At 66.6% G+C, this 24,543-nt stretch carries 22 protein-coding genes and 1 tRNA gene; 6 read left to right on the plus strand and 17 right to left on the minus strand.

Features of this window, described 5'->3' with window-relative positions:
* Positions 1-49: 49 nt before the first annotated feature.
* Together IRG63_RS11350 and IRG63_RS11355 are read right to left on the minus strand one after the other, a co-directional pair.
* Complete coding sequence (locus IRG63_RS11350; protein WP_193510186.1) at positions 50-1,165, minus strand: ATP-binding protein; 1,116 nt, start codon at positions 1,163-1,165, stop codon at positions 50-52.
* A gap of 393 nt (positions 1,166-1,558) precedes the next feature.
* Positions 1,559-2,020 carry a hypothetical protein gene (locus IRG63_RS11355; protein ID WP_193510187.1) on the minus strand — a complete coding sequence of 154 codons (462 nt, stop codon included), beginning with the start codon at positions 2,018-2,020 and terminating at the stop codon, positions 1,559-1,561.
* A gap of 754 nt (positions 2,021-2,774) precedes the next feature.
* Between IRG63_RS11355 and IRG63_RS11360 the strand changes: the two genes are divergently transcribed.
* The 3 genes from IRG63_RS11360 (at position 2,775) to IRG63_RS11370 (ending at position 6,441) form a co-directional block, all read left to right on the plus strand.
* On the plus strand, positions 2,775-3,365 hold the full coding sequence (locus tag IRG63_RS11360; protein ID WP_193510188.1) for a hypothetical protein: 591 nt from the start codon (positions 2,775-2,777) through the stop codon (positions 3,363-3,365).
* Positions 3,366-3,559: 194 nt separating this feature from the next.
* Entirely contained in the window at positions 3,560-4,462 is a 903-nt protein-coding gene (locus IRG63_RS11365; RefSeq protein WP_193510189.1) for a hypothetical protein, read from the plus strand.
* The gene (locus IRG63_RS11370) at positions 4,459-6,441 is read left to right on the plus strand and encodes a hypothetical protein (RefSeq protein WP_193510190.1); all 1,983 of its coding nucleotides are present in this window, start codon (positions 4,459-4,461) and stop codon (positions 6,439-6,441) included. The genes IRG63_RS11365 and IRG63_RS11370 overlap by 4 nt, the downstream gene beginning before the upstream one ends.
* 240 nt (positions 6,442-6,681) lie before the next feature.
* Here IRG63_RS11370 and IRG63_RS11375 read toward each other — a convergent pair.
* The 13 genes from IRG63_RS11375 to IRG63_RS11435 form a co-directional block, all read right to left on the minus strand.
* Positions 6,682-6,755 (minus strand) — tRNA-Pro (locus IRG63_RS11375).
* 216 nt (positions 6,756-6,971) lie between these two features.
* Positions 6,972-8,483 (minus strand): ribosome biogenesis GTPase Der, encoded by a 1,512-nt coding sequence (gene der / locus IRG63_RS11380; protein WP_193510191.1) that lies wholly within the window; start codon positions 8,481-8,483, stop codon positions 6,972-6,974.
* Between the two features lie 184 nt (positions 8,484-8,667).
* Positions 8,668-9,147 carry a hypothetical protein gene (locus IRG63_RS11385; RefSeq protein WP_193510192.1) on the minus strand — a complete coding sequence of 160 codons (480 nt, stop codon included), beginning with the start codon at positions 9,145-9,147 and terminating at the stop codon, positions 8,668-8,670.
* Between the two features lie 222 nt (positions 9,148-9,369).
* A complete protein-coding gene (gene cmk / locus IRG63_RS11390) occupies positions 9,370-10,041 on the minus strand; it encodes a (d)CMP kinase (RefSeq protein WP_227412055.1) in 672 nt (223 codons plus the stop codon).
* Entirely contained in the window at positions 10,032-11,123 is a 1,092-nt protein-coding gene (locus IRG63_RS11395) for a prephenate dehydrogenase (protein ID WP_193510193.1), read from the minus strand. Before IRG63_RS11395 ends, cmk begins: the two co-directional genes overlap by 10 nt.
* Positions 11,120-11,887 (minus strand): pseudouridine synthase, encoded by a 768-nt coding sequence (locus IRG63_RS11400; RefSeq protein ID WP_168627595.1) that lies wholly within the window; start codon positions 11,885-11,887, stop codon positions 11,120-11,122. Before IRG63_RS11400 ends, IRG63_RS11395 begins: the two co-directional genes overlap by 4 nt.
* Positions 11,874-12,506, minus strand: a complete 633-nt coding sequence (gene scpB, locus IRG63_RS11405; protein WP_193510195.1) for an SMC-Scp complex subunit ScpB — start codon at positions 12,504-12,506, stop codon at positions 11,874-11,876. Before scpB ends, IRG63_RS11400 begins: the two co-directional genes overlap by 14 nt.
* Positions 12,496-13,320, minus strand: a complete 825-nt coding sequence (locus IRG63_RS11410; RefSeq protein ID WP_370566244.1) for a ScpA family protein — start codon at positions 13,318-13,320, stop codon at positions 12,496-12,498. Before IRG63_RS11410 ends, scpB begins: the two co-directional genes overlap by 11 nt.
* On the minus strand, positions 13,304-14,182 hold the full coding sequence (locus IRG63_RS11415; RefSeq protein ID WP_168627598.1) for a ParA family protein: 879 nt from the start codon (positions 14,180-14,182) through the stop codon (positions 13,304-13,306). The genes IRG63_RS11410 and IRG63_RS11415 overlap by 17 nt, the downstream gene beginning before the upstream one ends.
* 178 nt (positions 14,183-14,360) lie before the next feature.
* A complete protein-coding gene (xerD, locus tag IRG63_RS11420; RefSeq protein ID WP_193510197.1) occupies positions 14,361-15,311 on the minus strand; it encodes a site-specific tyrosine recombinase XerD in 951 nt (316 codons plus the stop codon).
* A complete protein-coding gene (locus IRG63_RS11425; RefSeq protein WP_193510198.1) occupies positions 15,298-15,870 on the minus strand; it encodes an NUDIX hydrolase in 573 nt (190 codons plus the stop codon). The genes xerD and IRG63_RS11425 overlap by 14 nt, the downstream gene beginning before the upstream one ends.
* Positions 15,860-17,626: a CTP synthase gene (locus IRG63_RS11430; RefSeq protein ID WP_193510200.1), complete on the minus strand. Its 1,767-nt coding sequence runs from the start codon at positions 17,624-17,626 to the stop codon at positions 15,860-15,862. Before IRG63_RS11430 ends, IRG63_RS11425 begins: the two co-directional genes overlap by 11 nt.
* Before the next feature lie 66 nt (positions 17,627-17,692).
* Complete coding sequence (locus tag IRG63_RS11435; protein WP_193510201.1) at positions 17,693-18,661, minus strand: MetQ/NlpA family ABC transporter substrate-binding protein; 969 nt, start codon at positions 18,659-18,661, stop codon at positions 17,693-17,695.
* A gap of 179 nt (positions 18,662-18,840) precedes the next feature.
* On the opposite strand from IRG63_RS11435, the gene IRG63_RS11440 reads away from it, so the two are divergent.
* The 3 genes from IRG63_RS11440 to IRG63_RS11450 all read left to right on the plus strand — a co-directional run bounded on the left by IRG63_RS11440 (position 18,841) and on the right by IRG63_RS11450 (position 21,737).
* On the plus strand, positions 18,841-19,926 hold the full coding sequence (locus IRG63_RS11440; RefSeq protein WP_193510202.1) for an aromatic acid exporter family protein: 1,086 nt from the start codon (positions 18,841-18,843) through the stop codon (positions 19,924-19,926).
* Between the two features lie 129 nt (positions 19,927-20,055).
* Positions 20,056-21,078 (plus strand): methionine ABC transporter ATP-binding protein, encoded by a 1,023-nt coding sequence (locus tag IRG63_RS11445; RefSeq protein WP_168627604.1) that lies wholly within the window; start codon positions 20,056-20,058, stop codon positions 21,076-21,078.
* A gap of 59 nt (positions 21,079-21,137) precedes the next feature.
* Positions 21,138-21,737, plus strand: a complete 600-nt coding sequence (locus IRG63_RS11450) for a methionine ABC transporter permease (protein WP_210422915.1) — start codon at positions 21,138-21,140, stop codon at positions 21,735-21,737.
* 178 nt (positions 21,738-21,915) lie between these two features.
* Here the strand turns inward: IRG63_RS11450 and recN are convergent, their stop codons facing one another.
* Together recN and IRG63_RS11460 are read right to left on the minus strand one after the other, a co-directional pair.
* Positions 21,916-23,622 (minus strand): DNA repair protein RecN, encoded by a 1,707-nt coding sequence (gene recN / locus IRG63_RS11455; RefSeq protein WP_168627606.1) that lies wholly within the window; start codon positions 23,620-23,622, stop codon positions 21,916-21,918.
* On the minus strand, positions 23,619-24,539 hold the full coding sequence (locus IRG63_RS11460) for an NAD kinase (RefSeq protein ID WP_370566245.1): 921 nt from the start codon (positions 24,537-24,539) through the stop codon (positions 23,619-23,621). Before IRG63_RS11460 ends, recN begins: the two co-directional genes overlap by 4 nt.
* Positions 24,540-24,543 lie beyond the last annotated feature (4 nt).

Raw genomic sequence — 24,543 nt, forward strand, 5'->3', positions numbered from 1 at the left:
CGCCGGAAGTCGAAAACTCCGGGGCCGGTCTCCCGAGGATTGTGATGGGTCATTCTCGTCGGGTGAGCGACGCAGCGTGCTGCCGTAGGTAGTCGCGAAGGTGCGGGATTGCGAAATCGACTCTGCCGCGCCCAGGGGCGACGATGACACCTGCGTCGATGAGGCGTCGGCGGTAGACCGCCACGTACTTGTCGCTGACGCCCATCCGCGCTATCAGTTCTGCTGTACGCGTAGGACCGTCATCCTCGGCCATTCTCAGCAGGAACGTCTTGTCGACACCGGACAGGTCGCTAAGCGCCGCCTGCAGAACGGTGGCCTCAAGGCGTTTCGTCGCTGCATCGATACCAGCTTGGAACTGCTCCTCGACGATCGCCCCGCTGATGGCGCGGCGCCACACGTGGTAGCCGACCAGCTGCATCAAGAACGGATACCCGCCGGTCGCAGCCGCCGCGCGATCCAACTGGTCGTCAGTGAGGTTCACACCCGAGGTAATGAAGGTGTCCCCGAGCGCGTCATGAACAGCCGGGACAGGCAGCTCACCAAGGTTGACCCGATCGGCGCGCCGTAAGAAGGCGGACCCCTGCTCGTTGAGCAGGTCTGAGACCGGCTTCGAGAGGCCCGCTACGACGAGGGACACGGCCCGTTTTTCGTGCATCAAGTGGTCCATGCCGGCCGCGAGCTGCGACAGCTCACTCCGGTCCACCGCGTGTATTTCGTCGATGGTGATCAGCATCCCGGTCTTTCGCGCTTCGAGGGCTGCGAGCAGTTCCGTCGCGGTGCCTCTCCAATCGGAATATCCTCCCGATGGCGACTGGATGGTGACACCGGATCCGTCGATTGTCGCGCCTCGTGGCTTCCTTGCCTGCGGGCTGCCACCGAGCTCCTCGAGGTGGGTAGCCATTTGACGGTGGATCCGACCCAGTAGACCAGGAGTCGCGGTTTCAGACACATGTACCCAGCCGTGTTCGCGGGCGATGTGCTCGACGGCGGTGAGCATCACGGTCTTGCCGATTCCGCGCGGACCGGTGAATACGGTCAACAGGCCGGGTGCGCCTGGACCGATTGAGATGGCCCGTGCATACCACTTAAGCGGTTCTTCGCGGCCGATGAGCAGTGGGGGCGTCGCGCCGGCGGTCGGCTTGAACGGGTTACGAGGCCTCGGCATGATCTTCTAGGTCGCTATGGGGTTAATGGAGCTCATGGGACCTTCGAGGGTTCGGGACAGAGCGGCGCGCGGTCCAGCCGACATGGGGAATAAAGAGCCGCCAACGAGGAGTGCAATCGCGATCTGAACAAGGATCGAGGGACTCTGTTCCGATTCGCTGTGTGAAAGCTCAGCCATTCGGCAAGCGTCTCACGCACCGCCGACGACAAGTTCCGGGAGCGGGTAGGAGCCCCGTCTTCCGGGCGACGCAACGGTCGTCCAAGGGGCCCGCGGCGGATGACGTCTTGAGCCTTCCCAGCGAACTGGAAAGAAGTCCTTGTGAGTTCGCCGCGTCCGCCAGGCGTGAACGCGTGGAGGTGTCGATGAGTCGGCTGCCGGTGACTCGGGGAATTGTCACCGCCGTTGCTGGTCATATGAACGAAGGAACCCTTGAAGTTCTTCGGCTCGATCGGGCAGGAGGGTGCCGTCCTGAAGTTGGCGAAGTTGGCGGGCGAGCCACCTTGCTGCGGTGAACTCCGCGCGGTCGGCGGAGTTTAGGTATGGCAGCCGGCCGTTGACGATGACGTATTGGCGGCACGCTTGGAGCGCTGCGTGCCAGTCCGCTGATTGTGGGTCCCACGCGAACGCGGGCGACTGGGTGAGCCTTGCGACCTGGTAGTGGCGGAGCAGTTGTCTGTTCCGACGCTGGTACCGTGCCCACTCTCCCATCCGCCGCTCGGGTGCAGGCAGGGTGACCTTGGCGCGTGTGCTCTCGCGCGGTCGACGTCCATGCACTGTTGTGAAATGCTCGTAATCGTGAAGCTTTTGAATCCACTTGAGCTGCCTGACACCGATCTCGCCGTCGGTGTCAGGCATGAGTCCGAGTAAGTGCTGTTCGGCCCTCATGTACTCATCGGACAGGGGATCGGATGGTTGTTCGACAGTCGCGGCCATCGCTGCCATGGCTGCCAAACGAGACTGTTCTCGGGCGTCGTTGTGTTGCATGCCTGCCTTCCCGAGCCGACGCATGTCGACTCAAGAGACATATGCGCGGTGGCTACGCGGTTTTGGCGGGCGGGCACGCTTGCTACGGCGTGACCTGTGAATGACTCGGCGATTTGTGCGTCTAACCTCCGAAGAACCGAGTAGCGACCCTGGTCATATCCGTCGGTCCCAGGACGGCATCGCCACGCGCGAAGACCGGGCTTTGTCATTGACTCGGCACTTTTCTGCGGGGTCCTCGGCTTAACGTGAAAGTGACTTGTTTACATGATCCGGGCATGACGCCGGAGGTGACGGCGGAGGGTTCAACGCCTTCACTGAACGAAGGTGGTGAAGGCAATGCCGCTTGGTCGACCGGCGTACATGCCGATCATTGCTCTGCCTTACTGGTCGGTCATTGGGCCGTTCGTTGACGCTGCCGTGGCCGATTGCGGTACCCACACGCGTAGAGCAGATAGGGATCTGTACGCCGCTGCCGTGCCCATGGTGTTGTGGTGTTGGCAGGCACGCGGTGTTCCGTTGGAGCGGTCGCGGATCTTCCGCAAGAGCATGATCGACCAGTTCATCCACCTCGGCATGCCCTGCCGCCCGCGGAAGTCAGGCCACGCTCCGCTCGACACTGTGGCGGATGGCCGAGATACTCAACCCCAGCGACAACGAGGGCAAGCATCGGCCGATCTCCCGCTCAAGCCCGACTCGCCCGTACAGCCCTGAGGAGATTGCCGACTTGAGGTCGTGGGCGGCAACTCAGTCCACCGAACTCCGGCGACGCGACGCGTGGACCATGCTGGCGCTGGGACTCGGCGCCGGCCTCGCCACACGCGAGCTGCTGGAGCTGCAGAGCACGGACGTGATGATCGGCCCCGACCGCTCAACCGCGCAGGTCATCGTGTGGCGCGACCGCACGAGGGCGGTTCCACTCCTGACCGCGTGGGTTCCGACGTTGCTAAGGACGGTCGCCGAGAGCCCACCCGGGGGCTGGCTGTTTCGACCGGGTCGACAAAAAGCCATGCCCGGTCAGGTCACCGACTTCCTCACCCGCTCACGCAGCCCGTTGGACGTTCGCCCCTCACGGATGCGTGCGACCTGGCTGAACCACCACCTCAACGAGGGAACACCTGCCGACGAGATCCTTCGCATCTCCGGCTTGAAGAACTTCGCTGCACTCGACCGGCTCCTCCCAATGACCGACCGACACAGCGATGCAAAAAACTCTTAGGCAGTCAAAGTGGCCTCTGACCAGGGCTAATTGCGCCGCGATCGGCTTCTCGGAAAAAAGATTCCAAAAAGGCGGGCAAATGCGTTTCCGCCGCATACATGCCCGGTGTTGCAAAACAACCGACTCATTGACAAGACCGCCGCTCGTGCCGACAGGAAGCAACGCTTCTCTTGGCCGACCCCGAGCTTCCGATCGTGTGCGCTCGAATCATCGCTGGGTACACACCCAATCCGCCAACCGGAATCTGGCCGCAGGTGCGCCAGTTCACCATGGAGTGCGCGCTCGCCATGAAGCCGCGCACGTACTCCAACGCCCGTCGGCTCATGACGATGATTGCGCTCTTCGCGTGTTGGGTTGTGACGGTCACTGGGTGCCCGGTGACGCCTCAGCGCATCTTCACCCAGAGCAACCTCGACCGCTTCCTCCGGACGAGACTCGGTGGCCACTCCGTCACTTACCGCTTCGATGTGTCTCGCAACCTGACGGCGGCCGCCCTCGCCGTGGCAGGTGTCAAACTGCGCCAGCTGCCCACTCCCACCCAAGGCGATGCGGTGCGGCCTCACTCTGCACGAGATCGCGCGACGTTCGTCTCCTGGGCAAATACGTTGTCCACGCCTCTCAAGCGTCAGAATGCTCAGACACTCCTCGCGTTGGCTGGCGGTGCAGGTCTCACCGCACAGCAGATCATGGACGCGCAGGTCACCGACGTCGAAATCGACGGTGACCGTGCGTTCGTCACCATCCCTGGGCCGCGACCCCGTCGCATCCCGGTACGCCGGCCTTGGGTCAAGATGCTCGCCAATGGCATCGGCGCCCACACCTCCGGGGACGCATTCCGCGCCTACCGGTTGGATGAGTACCCACCGAACCAGCTCCAGCAGTTCCTGACCCGCAATCGCGGAGAGCTGCGCCCGTCAGTTTCCCGACTCCGATCCGGTTGGCTGGTCGAGCTCATCGATGCGAATCTTCCACTCGAGGTCCTTCTGGCCACCACAGGGTTCACCACCCTGGCCAGCCTCCGTCCCTACCTTCGCTACGCGCAATCCCACGATGCCGCCGATTGGGCCGCCACCATCGCGGGCGAGGTGTCCGCATGACCACCATGACGGCGCCAACGCGAGGGTCCTTTGACGAACTGATCGGCGATTTCACTGAGCAAGAAGTCGACAGCCGCGCAAGGTTGGAAACGACAATCAGCCACGAGGCCGTCCTGCGGACAGCCAAACGCATCGATGACTCCGGCGTGGTTGCCATGCTTGAGAACTGGGAACTGATAGACAATCCCGTTCCGGGCAATGGTGGGCAACCCAAGATCTTCGGCCATCGGGCAATCCTCATCGGACTGCTCCTTCTTGCTGGGGAAAGAAATGCGATGTGGCTCCGGAACTTGAACCGGCTGTTCTACCGCCGTCTCACCCCGGAGTCCCGCGAATACCTGGGGTTACCCACTCCTGTGGCGTCCTTCGGCATCGCCGCGCGCGAGGAAAAGCGGTGGGAAAAGAACGTTGGAAATGCCTTCCACCGACTGCTTGGGCCGATGGACCCGTACCCAATGAAGCGGCACAAGAGCCTCTTGTACGTCGAGATCCGCGAGGTTCTGGAAGCGCACGATGCGAACAGAGAACGAATCGCCCGTCACCGACTGAACCAATTCACCAACGCGCTGCTCATGATGACCTTCTTCACACAACCCCGGGAACTCCGCCGGATCAGCACAAAGCTCGACATCTCGTTCGACCAGACCGTTGTCGAGTCCCCGACCCTGCCCAAGCGCTATTCGCCCAAGCAGATGAAGCAGAAGGTTGAAGAAGAGCTCGCCGCGATCGCAAGCGGCAACTTCGAGAAGAAGCAACGAGCATCCATGACAACAACCGTCGACCCCTACGCCGGCTACCACTACAGCTCCGCGGACCGACGTGCAGACCTCACACCCGGCAGCACGCACACCGAAGCTCCGATGAAGGGCGAGAAACGCGGAGACGACTACCTCTGGGGGTGGGAACTCAATCTCGCCGTTAGGGTCGACGCAGAACAGCCCACCCGCAACCGATTCCCGCAAGTTGTGACGGCCGCCACCATGAGCATGCCTAACATCGGGGTTTCCGAGGAGGCAATCGAACTGATGCGGTACAGCCTGGCCACCCGCCTCAAACCAGGCCTCGGCGACGCTGACAAGCAGTACTGGGCAAACGCTCTCCCCGAACGCCTCCACCACCCGGCAAGCGAGCTGGGATGGACGCCGTCCACCGACTACCGAATCGACCGCCTGGGACCCCAAGGTAAGAAGGGCCAACTCGGATCAAAGGGCGGAGTCGAGTTCATCGAAGGCTCGCGCCTGTGCCCCGGAACCCCTCACGAGCTGAAGATGGCGTCCGTTCATCATGCCCAGGGCAAGATCGACACCCAGACTTACAGAATCCGGATCGCCGAACGCCGCGCATTTCAGGTTCGCCCCAAGGAAAAACCAGACGCGAAAGGTCGCCAACCCGTCAGCTGCCCCGCCCGAGGCAACAGCCCCAACGCCACCTGCCCCATCTACGAACTCCTCATGGAACGTGAGGGGAAAAAGCTCCCCACCGTGACAGACAAGCCACGGCCCCGAGTTGACCTTGAAGACGCCCCGGACATCGATCACCTCCCCGCGATCTGCCGGCAGCACTCCGTCTCACTCAACGCCGCCGACGATGCCCGCACCGCCCAAGGCATGCCGTACATGAGCGAGGAGTGGGAGGAGTTCCACACGTACGCCCGCAACAGCATCGAATCGGTCAACGCCGACATCAAAGGCGAAGGCCATGAAGGCCTCGCGTCCAAGGGACGCAGGAAGGTTCGCGGTTTTGCCGCGGCCGCTGTGATCTTTGCAATTCAGCTAACCCAGTACAACTTGCGAACGATCGCGTCATTCCTGAAAGCGCGAGCAGTTGCCGCGGAGCTCGGCAAGCCGGACGGGCCACCGAGCCCAACCATGCGCCGAAGGGATGCCGGCGCCGTGAACCCGTACACGAAGACCCTGCCAAGCGAACCTCTCCTCGATCGCTGGGCAAAGGGCGAACTATATAGCCCACTTCGGACATAGACACCCCGTCCGACCGCCACACCCGCAACACCCACCCGCACACGAGACAATCCAACGCGCCCAAAAACGGGCGCGTTTCGTCATTTAAGCCCCAATCGTCGTCATTCAAGCTTCAATCGCTGACGACGTCTGGCCGAAGCGCTCAATTTGACCCGTTCGAATCAGAAAATCCCTCCCGAAGAGACTCGAGAGGGATTTTCTGATGAGTACTTAGGACAGTACTTACTTTGACCCTTGTTGTCGGGCTGACAGGATTTGAACCTGCGACCCCTTGACCCCCAGTCAAGTGCGCTACCAAGCTGCGCCACAGCCCGTGGCATGCCGCCGGAGCTTGCGATCCAGCAACCGGAATAGCTTATCGCGTTGCGGGAGGGTTGGTTGGCACGGGTCTCGACAAGCTCGACCACCGAAGCGGGCAAGGTGGCGATTAACCCGTGTCAAGGTGATTTGGATGCCGATGGTTCCGGATGCCTGTTGCGCGGCATCCAGGAGCCGGAAAGTCCTTGAGACGGGTTCAGCCCGTAGCCACGCTAGCGCTTGCGCTTCTCCCGCACGCGCATGTTCACGATCACCGGGCTGCCCTCGAAGCCGTACAGCTCGCGCAGCCTGCGCTGGATGAACCGGCGGTACTGCGGGTCCAGGAATCCGGTCGTGAACAGCACGAACGTCGGCGGACGCGTCGACGCCTGCGTGCCGAACAGGATCCGCGGCTGCTTCCCACCACGCACCGGGTGCGGGTGCTCAGCCGTGATCTCCGCCAGCAGCGCGTTGAACTTGCCGGTCGGGATGCGCGTGTCCCACGACTGCAGCGCCAGCTCCAGCGCCGGCACCAGCTTCTCCAGGTGCCGCCCGGTCTTCGCCGAGATGTTCACCCGCGGCGCCCACGACACGTGCGCGAGATCCTTCTCGATCTCCCGCTCGAGGTAGCGGCGGCGGTCATCATCCAGTAGGTCCCACTTGTTGAACGCGAGCACCAGCGCACGGCCCGACTCGAGCACCAACTCGACGATCCGCACATCCTGTTCGCTGATCGGCTCCGACACATCGAGCACGACGACAGCGACCTCGGCCTTCTCCAGCGCCGCGCTCGTACGCAGCGACGCGTAGAAGTCGGCGCCCTGCGCCAGGTTCATCCGGCGACGGATGCCTGCGGTGTCCACGAACCGCCACACCTTGCCACCCAGTTCAACCTGCTCGTCCACCGGGTCGCGCGTGGTGCCGGCCAGGTCGTCCACGACGACCCGCTCCTCGCCAGCGGTCTTGTTCAGCAGCGACGACTTGCCGACGTTCGGCCGGCCGAGGATCGCCACGCGACGCGGGCCGCTGACTTCATCCTTCGCCACCGCAGAAATCTCCGGCAGCACGGTGAGCACCTTGTCGAGCAGGTCGGCCACTCCCCTGCCGTGCAGCGCCGACACCGGCCACGGCTCGCCGAGGCCCAGGCTCCACAGGGTCGCCGCCTCCGGCTCCTGCCGCGCGTCGTCGACCTTGTTGGCGACCAGGATGACCGGCTTTTTCGATGAACGCAGCATCCGCACGACGTGCTCGTCGGTCGCTGTCGGGCCGACGTTCGAGTCGACCACGAACAGCACCGCGTCGGCGAGGTCGACGGCGATCTCCGCCTGGGCGGCGACGGATGCGTGGATGCCCTTCGCATCCGGCTCCCACCCGCCCGTATCGACGATCGTGAAGCGGCGGTCGTTCCACTCCGCCTTGTAGCTGACCCGGTCGCGAGTGACGCCCGGGGTGTCCTGCACGACCGCCTCGCGGCGACCGAGGATGCGGTTCACCAGCGCCGACTTGCCTACGTTCGGGCGGCCGACGATGGCCAGCACCGGCAGCGCGGGCAGGTAGGTGATCTGGTCGACGTCGTCGGTCGCCGCGTCGAGGAGGGCGCGGTCCTCCTCGTCGAGCTCGTACTCTTCGAGGCCGCCGCGGAGCGCGTTGGCGCGCTGGGCGGCGGCGTCCTCGTCGAGGGTTGCCAGGCGGTCGGCGACCTCAGGGCTCAGGTCAGGGAAAGCATCCCGGTCGTCGATAGGCATGAGGTTAATCCTAGGTGGAGGCGGCTGGGCGGGTGGTCGGGGTCGAGCACCCCGTGGTCGAGCTAGTCGAGACCCTCCGGGTGTGGGCTGGTTTCGAGACGATCGCTTCGCGATCCCTCAACCAGCGATCAACGGGTCTCGATACGCTCGACCACCGAAAGCCTCACCCGTCACGTAGGGCGCCCTAGTCGAAACGAGCACAGAATTCTTCGGCCGACTTCTCGAAGCCGGCGGCGTCGACAACCTCATTGTCGCTGCTCAGCGGAACGCCGTAGAGGATTTGGCCATCCGTCAACTGCTCGATTTCAGACCGATCGAAACTAATCCAACCGCCCGTGGCGCTCAGGCCACCGGAGGTCGAAGATGAGATGCCGATGTGCGAGTCGCCGATCATGTCGAGAAATTCATCAGTGTCACCCAGGTCGATCTCCGCGGTACGTGCCCCGTCAAAGTGCCGCACGGGCTCCGGCACCGAGGCACGCTCCCAACTTCGGGTGATCTGAATCCTGTCGGACGTGTAGCCGGAGCACATGAATACGAGTGCGCTTATGCGACCTTCCTTAGCTGCTAGGCCGATAACGCCCGTGACAGCGGACTGACATGCCGACAAGACCAGAGCGAGTACGACACCGAGCGCCACCGACGCAAGCCGACGAGCAGTCATGTTTGGACCGTAGCGGTTCAAGCGGTGACTGTGAGCGACGAGTCGATAACGATACGGACAGGGCGGGGCTCGCGGTGTCGAGCTCGCGGTGGTCGAGCTTGTCGAGACCCTCTGCGTGCTGGCTGGTTTCGAGACGATCGCTGGCGCGATCCCTCAACCAGCGGCCTTGCGATCCCTCAACCAGCGGAAGGACGGGTCTCGACAAGCTCGACCAGCGAAACGCTAGGACTGCGCGGCGCGGATCAGGGCGATCAGGGCGTCGACGGTTTCGTCGAAGGTCAGGTCTGTCGAGTCCAGCGTGTGCACGCCGTCGGCGGCGGTCATGAAGTCGACCACCTTGCGGTCCTGCGCATCCCGCGCGCTCAGCTGTGCACCGACCGACTCCAGAGTAGGGCCGTCCAGCTCCGCCGCACGCCGCGCCATCCGCGCCTCCTCCGACGCGGTCAGCAGCACCCGCACATCAGCATCCGGCGCCACCACCGTCGTGATGTCGCGCCCCTCGGTGATGATGCCCGGCCGGGTGTCGTTCGCGATCGTGTCGCGGAAGATCGCCGTCACATGCTCGCGCACCTCCGGCACGCGCGCGACGCTGCTGACGATCGCCGACACCTGAGGGTCCCGGATGGCGCCGGTCACATCGGACTCGCCGACGCGCACGAAATAGTGCTCCGGGTTGATGCCGATCGCGTACTCGAACAGGTCGAGCGCGCCGATCACCGCCGCGGAATCCTCCGGGTCAATGCCCTCGCGCTGCACGAGCCAGGCCAAGGCCCGATAGGCGGCGCCGGTGTCCTGGTAGTCGAAACCGAGCTGGCGAGCCGCGGTGCGCGAGACGCTCGACTTGCCGCTGCCAGCCGGCCCGTCGACGGCGACCACGATGTGCTTCATTTCCATGCCTCCGCGATCCTCCATCCGCGGCGCTCCAACTCCTCGAGCAGCCGCTGCTCTGCCTCCGGCACGACCGACACCTCGGCGAGGCCGATCTGCGCGCCCGGCGAGTGCTCGAGCCGCAGGTCCTCCATGTTCACGCCCGCGTCGCCGATGTCGGTCAGCAGCCGGGCGAGTTCGCCCGGCCTGTCGTCAACCATGATGACCAGCTGACTGAACCGGGCATCCTGCCCGTGCTTGCCCGGCAGCCTGGCAACGCCGGTATTACCGGCGGCGATCGCCTCGGCGATACGGCGACGGGAACCGGATGCGTCGGGCTCCTCGAGCGCGTCGATCACCGTGTCGAGATCGTCGCGCAGCGCCTTCAGGATGCGGGCGACCGGCCCGGCGTTCGCGCCGAGGATCTGCACCCACAGGCTCGGCTCGCTCGCCGCGATCCGCGTAACATCGCGCACTCCCCCGCCGGCGAGCCCGAGCGCGGCGTGCGAGCCGTCGGTGAGCCGCGCCGCGAGCAGTGACGACACCACCTGCGGTACGTGCGACACCAGCGCGACACTGCGATCGTGGTCCTCGACACCCATCTCGATCGGCACCGCGCCGAGGTCGAGGATCATGTCCTCGATCGCCGCCGCGCGCCGGTAGCTGATCGCGTCGTGCCCGGCGAGTACCCACGGGCGGCCGATGAACAGGTCGGCGCGCGCCGCGATTGGGCCGCCGCGCTCCCGCCCGGCCATCGGATGCGTGCCGAGGTAGCGGCTGAGGTCCGCGCCGACGTCGCGCAGCTGCCGCAGCGGACCCAGCTTGACGCTCGCGACATCCGTCACCAGCGCATCCGGGAACGCAGCCAACTCGCGGGCCACAACTGAAGCCGTCACATCCGGCGGCACCGCGACGACGATCAGGCCTGGGTTGTCGCCCGCGGCCGGCGCCCGTCCGGCGCCGTAGTCGATTGCCAGCTGCTTGGACGACGGCGACACGTCGTCGAGGATCACATCGACACCCTTGGCGCTCAGCCCGAGCCCGATGCTGGTGCCGAGTAGTCCGCTGCCGACGATGCGCACCTGCTCCGCCAGACGGCGATCGGTCACTTCGGTTCCTTGTCCTGCTTCTCTGCTCTGGCGAGGGTGAGCAGTTGGCCGAGTTCAACTTTAGTCAGATCGCGCACCCGGCCCGGCGGCAGGCTGCCTAGGTGCAGCGGGCCGAATTGGCGGCGCACCAGTTCGAGCACAGGATGCCCGACCGCGTCCAACATCCGGCGCACGATCCGGTTGCGGCCGGAGTGCAGGGTCAGCTCGACGATGCTCGTGTTCCCGGAGGTCCCGGTGAGCTTGGCGGAGTCGGCCGCGATCGGGCCGTCCTCCAGTTCGATGCCGGAGCGCAGCTTGGCGATCGTCGCCGGGGTCACCCGACCGTCGACCTTGGCGACGTAGGTCTTTGTCACCCCGAACGACGGATGCGCCAGCACGTGCGCGAGTTCGCCGTCGTTGGTGAGGATCAGCAGGCCGCTGGTCTGGGCATCCAGCCTGCCGACGTTGAACAGCCGCTCCTCGTAGCCGTCGACGAACTGGCGCAGGTCGGGGCGGCCACGCTCGTCGAGCAGCGACGAGACAACGCCGACCGGCTTGTTCAGCATCAGGTAACGGCGGGTGGTGTCGGTCTGCACCGCGGTGTCGTCGACCTCGATACGGTCGGTGGGCAGCACCCGGCGGCCGAGCTCGGTGACGACCTCGCCGTTGACCTTGACCCGCCCTGCGGAGATCAGGTTCTCCGAGACGCGGCGGCTGGCAACACCGGAGGCGGCCATCACCTTCTGCAGCCGCTCCCCCTCGGATGAGACGTCAGCGGAGGTCATCGAACCCCTCGGAACCATCGTCGAGCAGCGGGGAGATGTGCGGCAGCTCATCGAGCGAGTTGATGCCGAGCTGCTGCAGCAGCAGGTCGGTGGTCTCGTAGTGGATGGCGCCGGTCTCCGGGTCGGTGAACGCCTCGGTGATCAGCCCGCGGCCGAGCAGGGTGCGCACCACCGAGTCGACGTTGACCGCGCGGATCGAGGCGACCTGGCCGCGACTGATCGGCTGCTTGTAGGCGATCACCGCAAGGGTCTCCAGCGCGGCCTGCGACAGGCGGCTCGGGTTCTGGGTGGAGACGAAGTCACGCACCACGGTGTCGTGCTCTGGACGCACGTAGATGCGCCAGCCGCCACCGACCTCACGCAGTTCGAAGCCGCGCCGGATGCCGCCGTCCTCGCCGTCGTAGTCCGCCACCAGCTGCTCGATCGTGTGGCGCACCGCGGCAACCGGGGCGCCAAGCCCGGTGGCGAGGCCGACGATGCTCTGCGGCTCGTCGGCGACCATGAGGATGGCCTCGAGGGCGCGGGCAAGGTCGGCGGGCGCGGTGGGGGTCTCGGCAGGCTCGACCACCGCATCCGGGGTCTCGACGGGCCCGACCACCGGGTTCGGCTCAGCTGTCATAGTCGGCTCCCAGGTTGGCAAGGCTCTCCTCCGACCAGTGGTCCGCGGTCCAGCGGATGGTCAACTCACCGAGCGGCTCAAGCTGCTCGAACGACACGTTTGCGCCACGGTACAGCTCCAGGATGGCAATGAACCGGGCCACGATGACCCCGCGCTGCGCGACGCCGGCGATCAGCTGCCGGAACGACAGTGGTTCTCCCCCGCGCAGCATCGCGACCACGTGCGCGGCCTGCTCCCGGATGCTCACCAGCGGCGCGTGCAGGTGGTCCAGGCCGACGGTGGGCAGCTCCTTCGGAGCGAACGCCAACGCGGCGAGCGCGGCGAAGTCGTCGACGCTGAGGGTCCAGACGAGCTCCGGTTCCTGCTTGCGGTACTTCTCCTCCAGCCGCACCTGACGCCAGTGCCGGGTCGACTCGGTCTCCAGCTTGTCGGCGAACCAGGCGGAGGCCTCCTTGAACGCGCGGTACTGCAGGAGCCGCGCGAACAGCAGGTCCCGTGCCTCGAGCAGCGCGACGTCCTCGGCATCCACCAGCTCGCCCTGCGGCAGCAGCCCGGCGACCTTCAGGTCCAGCAGGGTGGCCGCCACGACCAGGAACTCGCTGGCCTGATCGAGCTCCTCCTCGGTGTCGAGGCCGCGCAGGTAGGAGATGAACTCGTCGGTGACCCTGCTCAGCGACACCTCGGTGATGTCGAGTTCGTGCTTGGCAATCAGGCTCAGGAGCAGATCGAACGGCCCGCTGAAGTTGCTGAGGCTGACCGAAAACCCGGGTGTCTGCGTCTCGTCCAGCGTCGTCGCGCTAGGCGGCTGCGCCACGGTAGACCAACTCTCTCGCGAGCTGTCGGTACGATTCGGCGGCCTGGTGCTCGGGCGCGAAGGCGGTGATCGGAGCGGCGGCGACCGACGCATCCGGGAACTTCACGGTACGACCGATGACGGTCTCGAAGACCCGGTCGGTGAACGTCTCGACGACCCGCTCGAGCACCTCGCGCGAGTGCAGCGTGCGGGAGTCGAACATGGTGGCGAGGATGCCGTCGAGCTCGAGCGCCGGGTTGAGGCGGTCGCGCACCTTGTCGATGGTCTCCACCAGCAGGGCGACGCCGCGGAGGGCGAAGAACTCGCACTCGAGCGGAATCAGCACGCCGTGGCTGGCTGTGAGCGCGTTGACCGTGAGGATGCCCAGCGAGGGCTGGCAGTCGATCAGGATGACGTCGTAGTCGTTGGCGACACGGCGCAACACGCGGGCGAGGATCTGCTCTCGGGCGACCTCGTTGACCAGGTGCACCTCGGCTGCGGACAGGTCGATATTCGCCGGGATGACGTCGAGGTTCGGCACACCGGTCTTCTGGATGGCCTCGTGCGGGTCCTGGTTGCTCAGCAGCAGGTCGTAGACCGTCGGCACGTCGTGCGTCTGCACGGCGAGACCGGCGGACAGGGCGCCCTGAGGATCAAAATCGACAGCGAGGACCTTGCGGCCATACTCTGCGAGCGACGCACCGAGGTTGATGGTGGTCGTGGTCTTGCCGACCCCGCCCTTCTGGTTGCACAGCGCGATGATGCGCGCCGGGCCGTGACCGTTCAGGATTTTCGGGGTCGGGAACTCCCGCAGCGGGCGACCGGTGGGCCCAAGCACGGGAACCTGGGTTCCCTCCAGCTCGACCACGTCATTCCGCTTCATGCTCGAAAGTCTAAAGGCGGGTCTTCGCGGGCCCCGACCGGCACGCCCGACCGCGCGAGGCTCGCCTCTACCACTGGTTGAAGGTTGGCGCCAGCATTGAACCGCGTTGAGTCGGGAGTAGTTGCCCAATTGGAGGCGGATATTTGGGCAACTACCCCCGACTCGATGCGGTTGGGGGTCAGCGGGCGCGCGGGTGCGCGGTCGTGTACATGTCGCGCAGGGTGTCCGCGGTCACGAGCGTGTAGAGCTGGGTTGTGGCAACGGATGCGTGGCCGAGCAGCTCCTGCACGACCCGGACGTCCGCGCCGCCCTCCAGCAGGTGCGTCGCGAACGAGTGCCGAAACGTGTGCGGCGACACCTCGTGTGCGAGCTTCGCCTGCTCGGCGCGCTGCTGCACGATCAGCCACACGTTCTGCCGGCTCAACCGCGCGCCGCGCTGCCCGAGGAACAGCGCCGGGGTGCCGGTCCCCCGCGCCACCAGCAGCGGCCGCACCCGCACCAGGTAGGCGTCGATCGCGGCGCGCGCGAAACTGCCCAGCGGCACGATCCGCTGCTTGCCGCCCTTGCCGAACAATCGCACGACATCCCCGGTGCCGAACTCCGCGCCCGCACCGTCCTCGGTGGTCAGCACGTCGTCGACGTTCAGGTCGACCGCCTCCGACACCCGCGCGCCGGTTGCATACAGGAACTCCAGTAGCGCCTTATCGCGGAGGTCGCGCTCGTCATCGCCATCCGTCGTCGCGAGCAGCGCCCCCATCTCCTGCACCGTGATCGCCTTCGGCAGCCGGCTCGGTAGCTTGGGTGGGCGGGCATCGGCCGCGACATCCGCCTCGACGACCCCCTCCTCAAGGAGGAACCGGTGGAAGCCGCGCACAGACGACAGCATGCGCGCGGTCGAGGTCGCCGCCAGCGCACCGTCGCCCTCGCGCAGAGACCGGGCGAACCCGGCCACCTCGGCGGCCGTCACCTCCCCGGGCCGGCCCAGCCCGGCAGCGGCCAGGAACTCCAGGTACGCGCCGAGGTCGCGCCGGTACGCAGCCACGGTGTTGGTGGACAGGCCGCGTTCGATCGCGACATGCCGCAGGTAGCGCTCAAGCGCCTTGTCGAGCGTGAGGTCAGCGCCGCCCACGCAGCACCGCTTCGGTGAGCACGGCGTGCGCGAGGATCGAGTTGCGCAGCCGCCCGTCGAGCACCGCCTCGAGCACCTCGTCGAGCGGCGCCCAGCGCAGTTCGAGCTCGGCCTCCTCGCCGGTGCGCTCGAACGCATCCGCGGTCGCCGTCAGCCCGGTCGCCCGGTAGACGATGATCTCCTCGGAGCTGCCGCCGGGTGAGCTGAAGAACCGGCACAGCGGCGCCCAGTCGGCCGCCACGAGATCGGCCTCCTCCGCCAGCTCGCGCACCGCGGCATCCTGCGCTCCCTCGCCGTCGACATCGAGCAGGCCGGCCGGCAGCTCCCAGTCGCGGTGGCCGATCGGATGCCGGTACTGCTTGATCAGCAGCACCCGGTCCGCCTCGTCCACCGCGAGCACCGCGACGGCACCCGGATGCTCCTGGTACTCCCGGGTCAGCTCGCCGTCGCCGAAGGTGAAGGTGTCGGCGCGAACGTCCCAGACCCTGCCGTCGAAGACGCGCTCGCTGAAGAGCACCGGCGCCCGGTACTCCTGGTCGCGCAGCGGCTCAGGCGTCAACCGGCTCAGCGACCTCGAACAGGCGGCTCGCGCGCTGCCGCTCGAGCGCGGCGGTCACCAGCCCGCGGAACAGCGGATGCGCGCGGTTCGGCCGGGACCGGAGCTCCGGATGCGCCTGCGTCCCGACGTAGTACGGGTGCACCTCGCGCGGGAGCTCGACGTACTCGACCAGGTTCCGGTCCGGCGACATGCCGGAGAACTGCAGGCCGGCATCCGAAATCTGCTCGCGGTACTGGTTGTTGACCTCGTAGCGGTGCCGGTGACGCTCAGACACGCGCGGCTCGCCGTACACCTCACGCACGATCGACCCCTCGGTGAGGTCGGCCGGGTAGAGGCCGAGCCGCATGGTGCCGCCGAGGTCGCCCGCAGCGATGATGTCGACCTGCTCGGCCATGGTCGCGATCACCGGGAATTCGGTGTCGGGGTCGAACTCGGTGGAGGATGCGCCGGGCAGCCCGGCGACGTCGCGTGCGTACTCGATGACCATGCACTGCAATCCAAGGCACAGGCCGAGTGTCGGGATGCCGTTCTCGCGCGCGAACTTCAGCGCGCCGAGCTTGCCCTCGATGCCGCGCACCCCGAACCCGCCGGGCACGCAGATGCCGTCCAGGTCGGCCAGGTGCTTGGCGGCGCCCTCCGGCGTCTCGCACTCGTCGGACGGGATCCAGCGGATGTGGACCTTGGTCTGCTGGGCGAACCCGCCGGCGCGCAGCGCCTCGGTGACTGAGAGGTAAGCATCCGGCAGGTCGATGTACTTGCCGACCAGCCCGATGGTGACGTCGTCCTTGGGGTCGCGCACCGCATCGAGCAGCGGCGCCCAGCGGCTGCCGTCGACGTCGTCCGCTTCGATGTCGAAATGCTCGATGATATAGGCGTCCAGACCCTGCTCGTGCAGGATCGTCGGGATGTCGTAGATGCTGGGGGCATCCGGGCAGTTGACGACCGCCTCGGGGTCGACGTCGCACATGAGGGCGATCTTGCGGTTCATCGAGTCGGGCACCGGACGGTCGCTGCGGAGCACGATCGCATCCGGCTGGATACCGATCGAGCGCAACGCCGCGACCGAGTGCTGGGTCGGCTTGGTCTTCTGCTCGCCTGCCGCGTTCAGGTACGGGACGAGCGAGACGTGCACGAAGAAGCAGTTGGCGCGGCCGATCTCGTGGCGCACCTGACGGGCGGCCTCCAGGAAGGGCTGCGACTCGATGTCACCGACGGTGCCGCCGATCTCGGTGATGATGACATCCGGCGCCTGCTCCCCGTCCGGCGCCGTGGCCTGCAGGCGCATCCGGCGCTTGATCTCGTCGGTGATGTGCGGGATGACCTGCACGGTGTCGCCGAGGTACTCGCCGCGGCGCTCCTTGGCGATGACGTGGGAGTAGATCTGGCCGGTGGTGACGTTCGCCGCCTGGCTCAGGTTGATGTCGAGGAAGCGCTCGTAGTGGCCGATGTCCAGGTCCGTCTCGGCGCCGTCGTCGGTGACGAAGACCTCGCCGTGCTGGAACGGGTTCATCGTGCCGGGATCCACGTTCAGATAGGGATCCAGCTTCTGCATCACGACGCGTAAGCCGCGCGCGGTGAGGAGATTGCCAAGGCTGGCAGCCGTCAGGCCCTTGCCAAGGCTGGAGACGACACCCCCCGTGACGAAGATGTGCTTTGTTGTCTCGGGGAAATGTTTGACCACCACGGAGTTACAGCCTATCAGCGGGTCGGACCGGTTCTCTGAGAGCGATGCCGTGTTTCGCACCCCAAAACGCATCGAGTCGGGAGCTTTCCCGTTATCTGGAGCGGATAAGGGGAAAAGCTCCCGACTCAATAGCGATGGTTAGCGGAACAGCTCGGTCTGCTTCTCCAGTTCGTCCGCGAGCTGCTCGGGCGTCACGTCGTCCTTGAAGATGCCGTCGAAGCCGTCCTCAGCCTGGATCGCGTCGCGCACCGCGTCCGAGTGGTACAGCTCGACGATCGTCTTGTACGCCTCGTTGTCGGCGTCATCCGCCCGCACCGCGAAGATGTTGACGTACTGGCGCAGGTCGTCGCGGTTGGAGTCCTCGACGTAGATCTGCAGGTCCTCGGTGACGCCTGCGGCGACTGCGAAGGCCGGGTCGACGAAGGCGATGTCGACGCTGTCGAGGGATGCGGCGGTCAGGCTCGGGTCGATCGGGGTGATCTTGCCGATGGTGGAGTTGGCGTAGTCGACGTCATCGAGCGTCGCGCTCCAGCCCGGGTTGCCGAAGAACTCGATGAGGCCGGCGGCCTCGAGCGCGAGCAGCGGTCGAACCTGGTTGGCGGGGTTGTTGCTCAGCGTGACCTCTGCACCCTGCGGCACGTCCTCGACTGACTCCCACTTCTTCGAGTAGAACCCGATCGGGTAGATCTCGCTCGCGCCGATAGCAACGAGAGCGTCACCCTCCGGCTGCGACGCGTTGTACTGCGCGAGGTACCGGATGTGCTGGAACTTGTTGATGTCGATGTCGCCGCTGGCGAGGGCCGGGTTGGGCGTGTTGTAGTCGGTGAACGAGACGATCTCGAGGTCGATGCCCTTCGCTTCGGCCTCCTCGACGAGGACGTTCCAGAACGACTTGCCCGCGTCGGCGACACCGAGGCGGACGGACACCGGCTCGGCTGCGTCTCCGGATGCGGCGTCGGCGTTCTCGGATGAGCCGCCAAGCCATCCGGGCACCAACAGCACGGCACCGACGATGAGCGCGACGACGACTACGGCGATGCCGGCGAAGAGCCCGGTTCGGTTGTTCTTGGGCTTCTCGGGGAGGGACGGTTTGGTGCGCTCTGACATGGTTCGCTCTCTCTTGGTAAGTTTCGCGACGGCCCCTGACGCCTTCGCAGCCTCCATCGTTCGCTCGACGAGCACGGTTCGCCAATCGTGTGACGAACCGTTTCATTTCGCACCCGGTACCCGAGCAAGTCTTCGGCGAGCGCCGCCGCTGTCCAGAGCGTTGGGGTAGCTTGTCCGGCATGCAGGACGCCCCCGATCCGGCACAGACGTCGCGCATGCCGCGGAACCTCGGCGCCCGCATCCGTGCCTGGTTCCGGCTCTCCAGCACGCAGACTCGGCTGTTGCTCGCCGCGAAGGCCGCCATCGCCGCAGGCGTGGCGTGGGCGGTAGCGGGGTTGGTGCCGGGCGTCGCCGCCGAGTACCCGTATTACGCCCCGCTCGGTGCCGTGGTTGCGATGACCCCCACGATCGCGCAGTCGTTCCGCAACGGCCTTCAAACGCTTGCAGGGCTGGCACTCGGTGCGGTCATCGCCGGGGCGGTGATCGCGCTTGGACGCCCGACACCGCTCACCGTCGCCCTGGCAGTGGGACTCGCCATGCTGCTGTCCAGTGCCCGACTCTTCGGCGCGCAGCGCAGCTGGGTGGTCACCGGGGCGCTGTTCGTGTTGCTGCTCGGCTACTCGCAGGCGGACGAGTACTCGTTTGCATACATCATCCAAATGCTCATCGGTGTGGCCATCGGGCTCATCGTGCACTTCCTGTTTCCGCCGCTCTACTACTCCGAGGGCAGGCAGGCGCTGGACGCCGCGCGCGTCGCCGCCCGGGACCGCCTGCGCACGCTGGCCGACGGCCTGGATGCCGGCGCCGACCCCGGCGTGGACCATGGCCGGCTGCCCCGCGTGGTGGATGAGGCGCGCGAAGCGGTCGAGCAGGCTGGCGAGAGTCGACGAGGCAATCCGCGCGCGCGGCGGCACCGCGGAACGTTCGAAGAGGAGCAGCAACAACTCGCCGCGATCCAACGGGTCAGTCGCTGTGTCGACGAGATTGCCGCAGTCGTCGACGACCCGGGCAACCTGCCCGCCGAGGTGACCGCGTCACTTGCTTCCAGCATCCGGGATGCGGCCGACGCTGTGGACGCGTGGAACCGTGGGGAGCTCACCGCAGCACAGTTGGATGCGGCGGAGGAGGTTCTCGACCAGTTGGACGAGCGCATCGACGCCCTCCCCGAGCGCGGGGCTGCGCTGCGGATGGGTATGACCGCCTCCGCGATGATCCACCGCATCGTGGCGCTGCTGCGGCCATTCACAGCAGAGCGCACCGACTGACGGCAACGGCTGGACTGTTCAGAACTGTTACGCCTCGATGTGATTCGGCGCCACTTCTTGCCTAACGTTGCAGGTCGGTCGGTTCCCTTCTCGCACCGCACGCAGTCCAGAAAGCAGCAAGCGCCACACATGTCAGCGATCATCGAGTTCAGCCAGGTGACCAAATCCTTCCAATCGAAGGGCGCCCCGATCACCGCACTGGACGGGATCGACTTGAGCATCGAGGCCGGCGAGATCTTCGGCATCATCGGCTACTCGGGGGCGGGCAAGAGCACCCTCGTGCGGTTGATCAACGGGCTCGAGACTGCAACCAGCGGACGCATTGTCGTCGACGGGGTCGAGATCACCGCTCTGAAGGAACGCGACCTGCCGCCGGTGCGCAGCCGCATCGGGATGATCTTCCAGCAGTTCAATCTGCTCCGCTCGCGCACCATCGCGGGCAACGTCGAGTTCCCGCTCAAGGTCGCCGGATGGCCGAAGGCCAAGCGCCGGGAGCGCGTCGCCGAGCTGCTCGATTTCGTCGGCCTGCTCAGTCGTGCGTACGACCATCCGGAGCAGCTATCCGGCGGCCAGAAGCAGCGTGTCGGCATCGCCCGCGCCCTCGCCGTGTCACCGTCGGTGCTCCTCGCCGATGAGGCGACCAGCGCGCTCGACCCCGAGACCACGCAGGATGTGCTTGAGCTTCTCAAGCGCACCAACCGCGAGTTCGGCGTGACGATCGTGGTGATCACGCACGAGATGGACGTCATCCGCTCGATCGCTGACCGCGTCGCGGTGCTCGACCACGGTCGGCTGGTCGAGACCGGCACCACCTTCGACGTGTTCGCCGAGCCGAAGGCGGATGCGACCAAGAAGTTCCTGAAGACGGTCATGCGCAACCGCCCGGACGCCGCCACGCTTGCCCAGCTTCAGCGGGAGCATCCGGGTCGACTCGTCACCGCCCAGGTGCGCGACGTCGCGGCGTTCGGTGACGCGCTCGAGGCGGCCAATGAGCGCGGGGCACGGGGACGCATCGTCTTCGGTGGCTTCGAGCGGTTGCAGGGGCAGGAACTCGGCAGTGTGACGCTGTCGTTCTCCGGGGAGGACGCCGCGGTGCAGGATGCGATCGACCGCCTGGGCGCCGCAGCGCGCCTTGAGGAGGTGCACGCGTGAACACGACGTGGGAGGTGCTCTTCCCGAAGCTGGTCGAGAACCTGTGGATCACCCTCTACATGGTCTCGCTCACCCTGCTGATCGCGGGTGTGCTCGGGCTGCTGCTCGGGCTGGCGCTGTACACCACCCGCCCGAACGGGATCCTGCAGAACCGGGCGGTGTTCGCGATCCTCAACGTGGTCGTCAACATCGTGCGGCCGATCCCGTTCATCATCCTGATCTCGGCGCTGCTGCCGGTGACGCGGGCCGTTGTCGGAACGCACATCGGCACCAATGCGGCGATCTTCGTGATGATCGTCGCGGCGACCTTCTACATCGGACGCATCGTCGAGCAGAACCTGGTGGCGATCGACCCGGGCGTGATCGAGGCGGTGCGGGCGGCAGGCGCCCGGCCGGGGCGGATCATCCTGTCGGTGCTGATCCCCGAGGCGCTCGGCCCGCTGATCCTTGGCTACACGTTCGTGGTCATCGGCATCGTGGACATGTCGGCTCTCGCGGGCATCATCGGTGGACGCGGCATCGGCGACTTCGCCCTGGTCAACGGCTACAACGTGTTCCGCTGGGATGTGACCCTCGTGGCCACCGCGGTGATCATCATCCTGGTGCAGGGCGTGCAGTTCCTCGGGAACTGGCTGGCCCGCAAGGCGCTGCGCTACTAGCCCTCCCCTTTTGGTGGTCGGGCCCTCCGGTCATCGAGCCCTCCGGTGGTCGAGCTTGTCGAGACCCGCACGCGCGGGTGTTTCTTTCACGCGCGGGTCAAACAACACCCGCGCGAGAAAGTTCGACCCGCGCAAGGGTCGCGCGCGCGGCCGGTGGTCGCCGCCCTCGAGAAAGAAATCAGCCCGCGAGAGCGCGCGCGGTGTCCAGCAGCTCGCGCGCGTGCGCCAGCCCGCTCTCCGAGTCCGCCAGCCCCGACAGCATGCGGGCCAGCTCGGCCGCGCGCTCGTCGCCATCGAGCTGACGCACGCTGCTTGCGGTCACCTCGCCGTCGGTGCCCTTCACCACGCTCAGATGATTCGTGGCGAACGCCGCCACCTGTGGCAGGTGCGTGACCACGATCACCTGTGCCGACTGCGCCAGCCTCGCGAGCCGCTTGCCGATCTCGATTGCGCTCGCACCGCCGACGCCGGCGTCGACCTCGTCGAAGATGAACGTGGGGACCGGGTCGCTGCCGGCGATGACCACCTCGATGGCGAGCATGACGCGCGACAGCTCACCGCCGGATGCGCCACGGCCGAGCGGCCTCGGCTCTGCACCCGGATGCGGCTGCAACAGAATGGAAACCTGGTCCCGCCCGCTCAACCCGTGCTCGTCGCCGCTCGAGACGGTGACGCTCACGCGCGCATCCGCCATTGCCAGCGCGGTCAGCTCTGCCGTGACCTGCTCAGACAGCTGCGTCGCGTACGCGCTCCGGATGCCGGTCAACCGGTCCGCGAGCTCGACCACCAGAGCATGATCCGCCGCGACCTCGTCGCCCAGTTGCTCGATGCGGTCGGCGTCGTTGTCGAGCTCCAGCAGGCGCGAGCTGCCGACGTCGAGGAAGTCGATGGTCTCATCCAGCGACCCGTGCTTGCGCGCGAGCGCCGCGAGCACGGCACGTCGCTCCTGAATGACCTCGAGTTCGCCCGCGCCGTCGGCGTCCAGCGACGCCAGATACCCGGAGAGCTCGGCAGAAGCCTCCGACACCGCGAACGTGGCGCCGGCGATCGACTCCGCGATCGGGCCGAGCGTCGCGTCGTGCCCAACGACGCGCTCGAGCGCGCGGCGCGCAGTATCGAGCAGTCCGAGCACGTCCCGACCGTCGCCCTCCTCGGATGACAGCAGTTCGTGCGCCTGCGCGGCCGCCAGCCTCAGCTCCTCGAGGTTGCCGAGCCGCTCGGCGCGCTCCGCCAGCTGGGCATCCTCACCGCGTCGCGGCGCTACCTGCTCGATCTCCTCGATCGCGGTGCGCAGGTCCTCGGCCTCTCGGGCGCGACGGTCACGCTCGGCGACGAGCACTTCGAGTTCGCTCTGCTTCGCCTGCCAGCTCCGATACACCCGCTGGTACTCGTCCATGACGGCTGCCAGTTCTGCACCGGCGAACCGGTCGAGCGCCTGTCGTTGCGCTGTGGCCGACCGCAGCCGCACCTGGTCGGACTGGCCGTGCACGACAACCAGCTCGCGGCCGAGCTCACCGAGCACGCCGACCGGCGTCGAACGCCCGCCGACGACGGCGCGACTGCGCCCTTCCGCGCTGATCGAGCGGCTCAGGATGAGCGCCGAGCGCCCGTCGCCGGCCGGGTCCAGCTCTCCCCCACCGTCCCTGACCCGCTCGGCGATGCCGTTGTCGTCTTCGATCAGCCAGGTGCCCTCGACCACCGCCGACGCGCTGCCGGCGCGAAGCACTCCGCTGTCGGCGCGTTCCCCGAGCAGCAGCCCGAGTGCGGTCACGACCATGGTCTTGCCCGCGCCGGTCTCGCCGGTGAGGGCCGTGAATCCTGGGCCGAGCGGCAGAGTCGCCTCGCCGATGACACCGAGGTTCCGGATGCTGAGTTCCTCGATCACGCTGCGCCGCCGTCGTCGGCGGGCCCGCGCCATCCGGTGACCGGCAGCGCGAACTTGCGCACCAGGCGGTCCGTGAACGGAGCGGGTTCCAGGCGAGCCAGGCGCACCGGGATCGGCGAGCGGTGCACCACGACGCGCGCGCCGGGCGGCAGGTCCCGCGTGCGGCGGCCGTCGCACCACAACACGCCGAGGCCTTGCGTACGCTCGTGCACCTCCACGGCGAGCTGCGAATCTGGCCCGACAACGATCGGCCGGGCAAACAGTGCGTGCGCGCTGAGCGGCACGAGCAGCATGGCGTCGACACCGGGCCAGACGATCGGCCCGCCCGCGGAGAACGAGTACGCGGTCGAACCGGTCGGCGTGGACATGACGACCCCGTCGCATCCGAAGCTGGACAGCGGCCGCTCATCGACTTCGATGACGACCTCGAGCATCCGCTCCCGGCTTGCCTTCTCGACTGTCGCCTCGTTCAGCGCCCAGCTCTCGTAGACAACTTCGGCGTCGACCATGACCTGCACGTCGAGCGTCATCCGTTCCTCCACCACGTAATCGCGGTCGAGTGCGCGCTGCACGCAGTCGTTGATCCCCTCGCGCTCGATTTCGGCGAGGAAGCCGACGTGCCCGAGGTTGATGCCGAGCAGCGGGGTGCTCGAGCCGCGAAGCAGTTCGGCGGTGCGCAGGATGGTGCCGTCGCCGCCGAGGACGATCGCGAGCTCGAAGTCGTCGACCGGGTCGCCGCTGTGCAGGGCCTGCACCCGATGCAGCGTGCTGTCGCGTTCGATCAGGAACTCGAGTTCGTCGTCCGGCATCGCGGGTGCAATGTCCGCGGCGAGCAGCTGGCGGCAGACGGTGGCTGCGGCTTCGATCGATTCGGCGCGACCGGTGTGCGCGATCACCAGCATGCGCCGTTCAGCCAATGCC

The sequence above is a fragment of the Cryobacterium sp. BB736 genome, from assembly GCF_014980265.1.
Classification (GTDB): Bacteria; Actinomycetota; Actinomycetes; order Actinomycetales; family Microbacteriaceae; genus Terrimesophilobacter.

What these genes read in the sequence shown, in the direction of transcription:
- IRG63_RS11350 (WP_193510186.1), bottom strand. Translation starts at nt 1,165, where the DNA reads ATGCCGAGGCCTCGTAACCCGTTCAAGCCGACCGCCGGCGCGACGCCC.
- IRG63_RS11355 (WP_193510187.1), bottom strand. Translation starts at nt 2,020, where the DNA reads ATGCCTGACACCGACGGCGAGATCGGTGTCAGGCAGCTCAAGTGGATT.
- IRG63_RS11360 (WP_193510188.1), top strand. Translation starts at nt 2,775, where the DNA reads ATGGCCGAGATACTCAACCCCAGCGACAACGAGGGCAAGCATCGGCCG.
- IRG63_RS11370 (WP_193510190.1), top strand. Translation starts at nt 4,459, where the DNA reads ATGACCACCATGACGGCGCCAACGCGAGGGTCCTTTGACGAACTGATC.
- der (WP_193510191.1), bottom strand. Translation starts at nt 8,483, where the DNA reads ATGCCTATCGACGACCGGGATGCTTTCCCTGACCTGAGCCCTGAGGTC.
- IRG63_RS11385 (WP_193510192.1), bottom strand. Translation starts at nt 9,147, where the DNA reads ATGACTGCTCGTCGGCTTGCGTCGGTGGCGCTCGGTGTCGTACTCGCT.
- cmk (WP_227412055.1), bottom strand. Translation starts at nt 10,041, where the DNA reads ATGGAAATGAAGCACATCGTGGTCGCCGTCGACGGGCCGGCTGGCAGC.
- IRG63_RS11400 (WP_168627595.1), bottom strand. Translation starts at nt 11,887, where the DNA reads ATGACCTCCGCTGACGTCTCATCCGAGGGGGAGCGGCTGCAGAAGGTG.
- scpB (WP_193510195.1), bottom strand. Translation starts at nt 12,506, where the DNA reads ATGACAGCTGAGCCGAACCCGGTGGTCGGGCCCGTCGAGACCCCGGAT.
- IRG63_RS11415 (WP_168627598.1), bottom strand. Translation starts at nt 14,182, where the DNA reads ATGAAGCGGAATGACGTGGTCGAGCTGGAGGGAACCCAGGTTCCCGTG.
- IRG63_RS11430 (WP_193510200.1), bottom strand. Translation starts at nt 17,626, where the DNA reads ATGCGTTTTGGGGTGCGAAACACGGCATCGCTCTCAGAGAACCGGTCC.
- IRG63_RS11435 (WP_193510201.1), bottom strand. Translation starts at nt 18,661, where the DNA reads ATGTCAGAGCGCACCAAACCGTCCCTCCCCGAGAAGCCCAAGAACAAC.
- IRG63_RS11440 (WP_193510202.1), top strand. Translation starts at nt 18,841, where the DNA reads ATGCAGGACGCCCCCGATCCGGCACAGACGTCGCGCATGCCGCGGAAC.
- IRG63_RS11445 (WP_168627604.1), top strand. Translation starts at nt 20,056, where the DNA reads ATGTCAGCGATCATCGAGTTCAGCCAGGTGACCAAATCCTTCCAATCG.
- IRG63_RS11450 (WP_210422915.1), top strand. Translation starts at nt 21,138, where the DNA reads ATGGTCTCGCTCACCCTGCTGATCGCGGGTGTGCTCGGGCTGCTGCTC.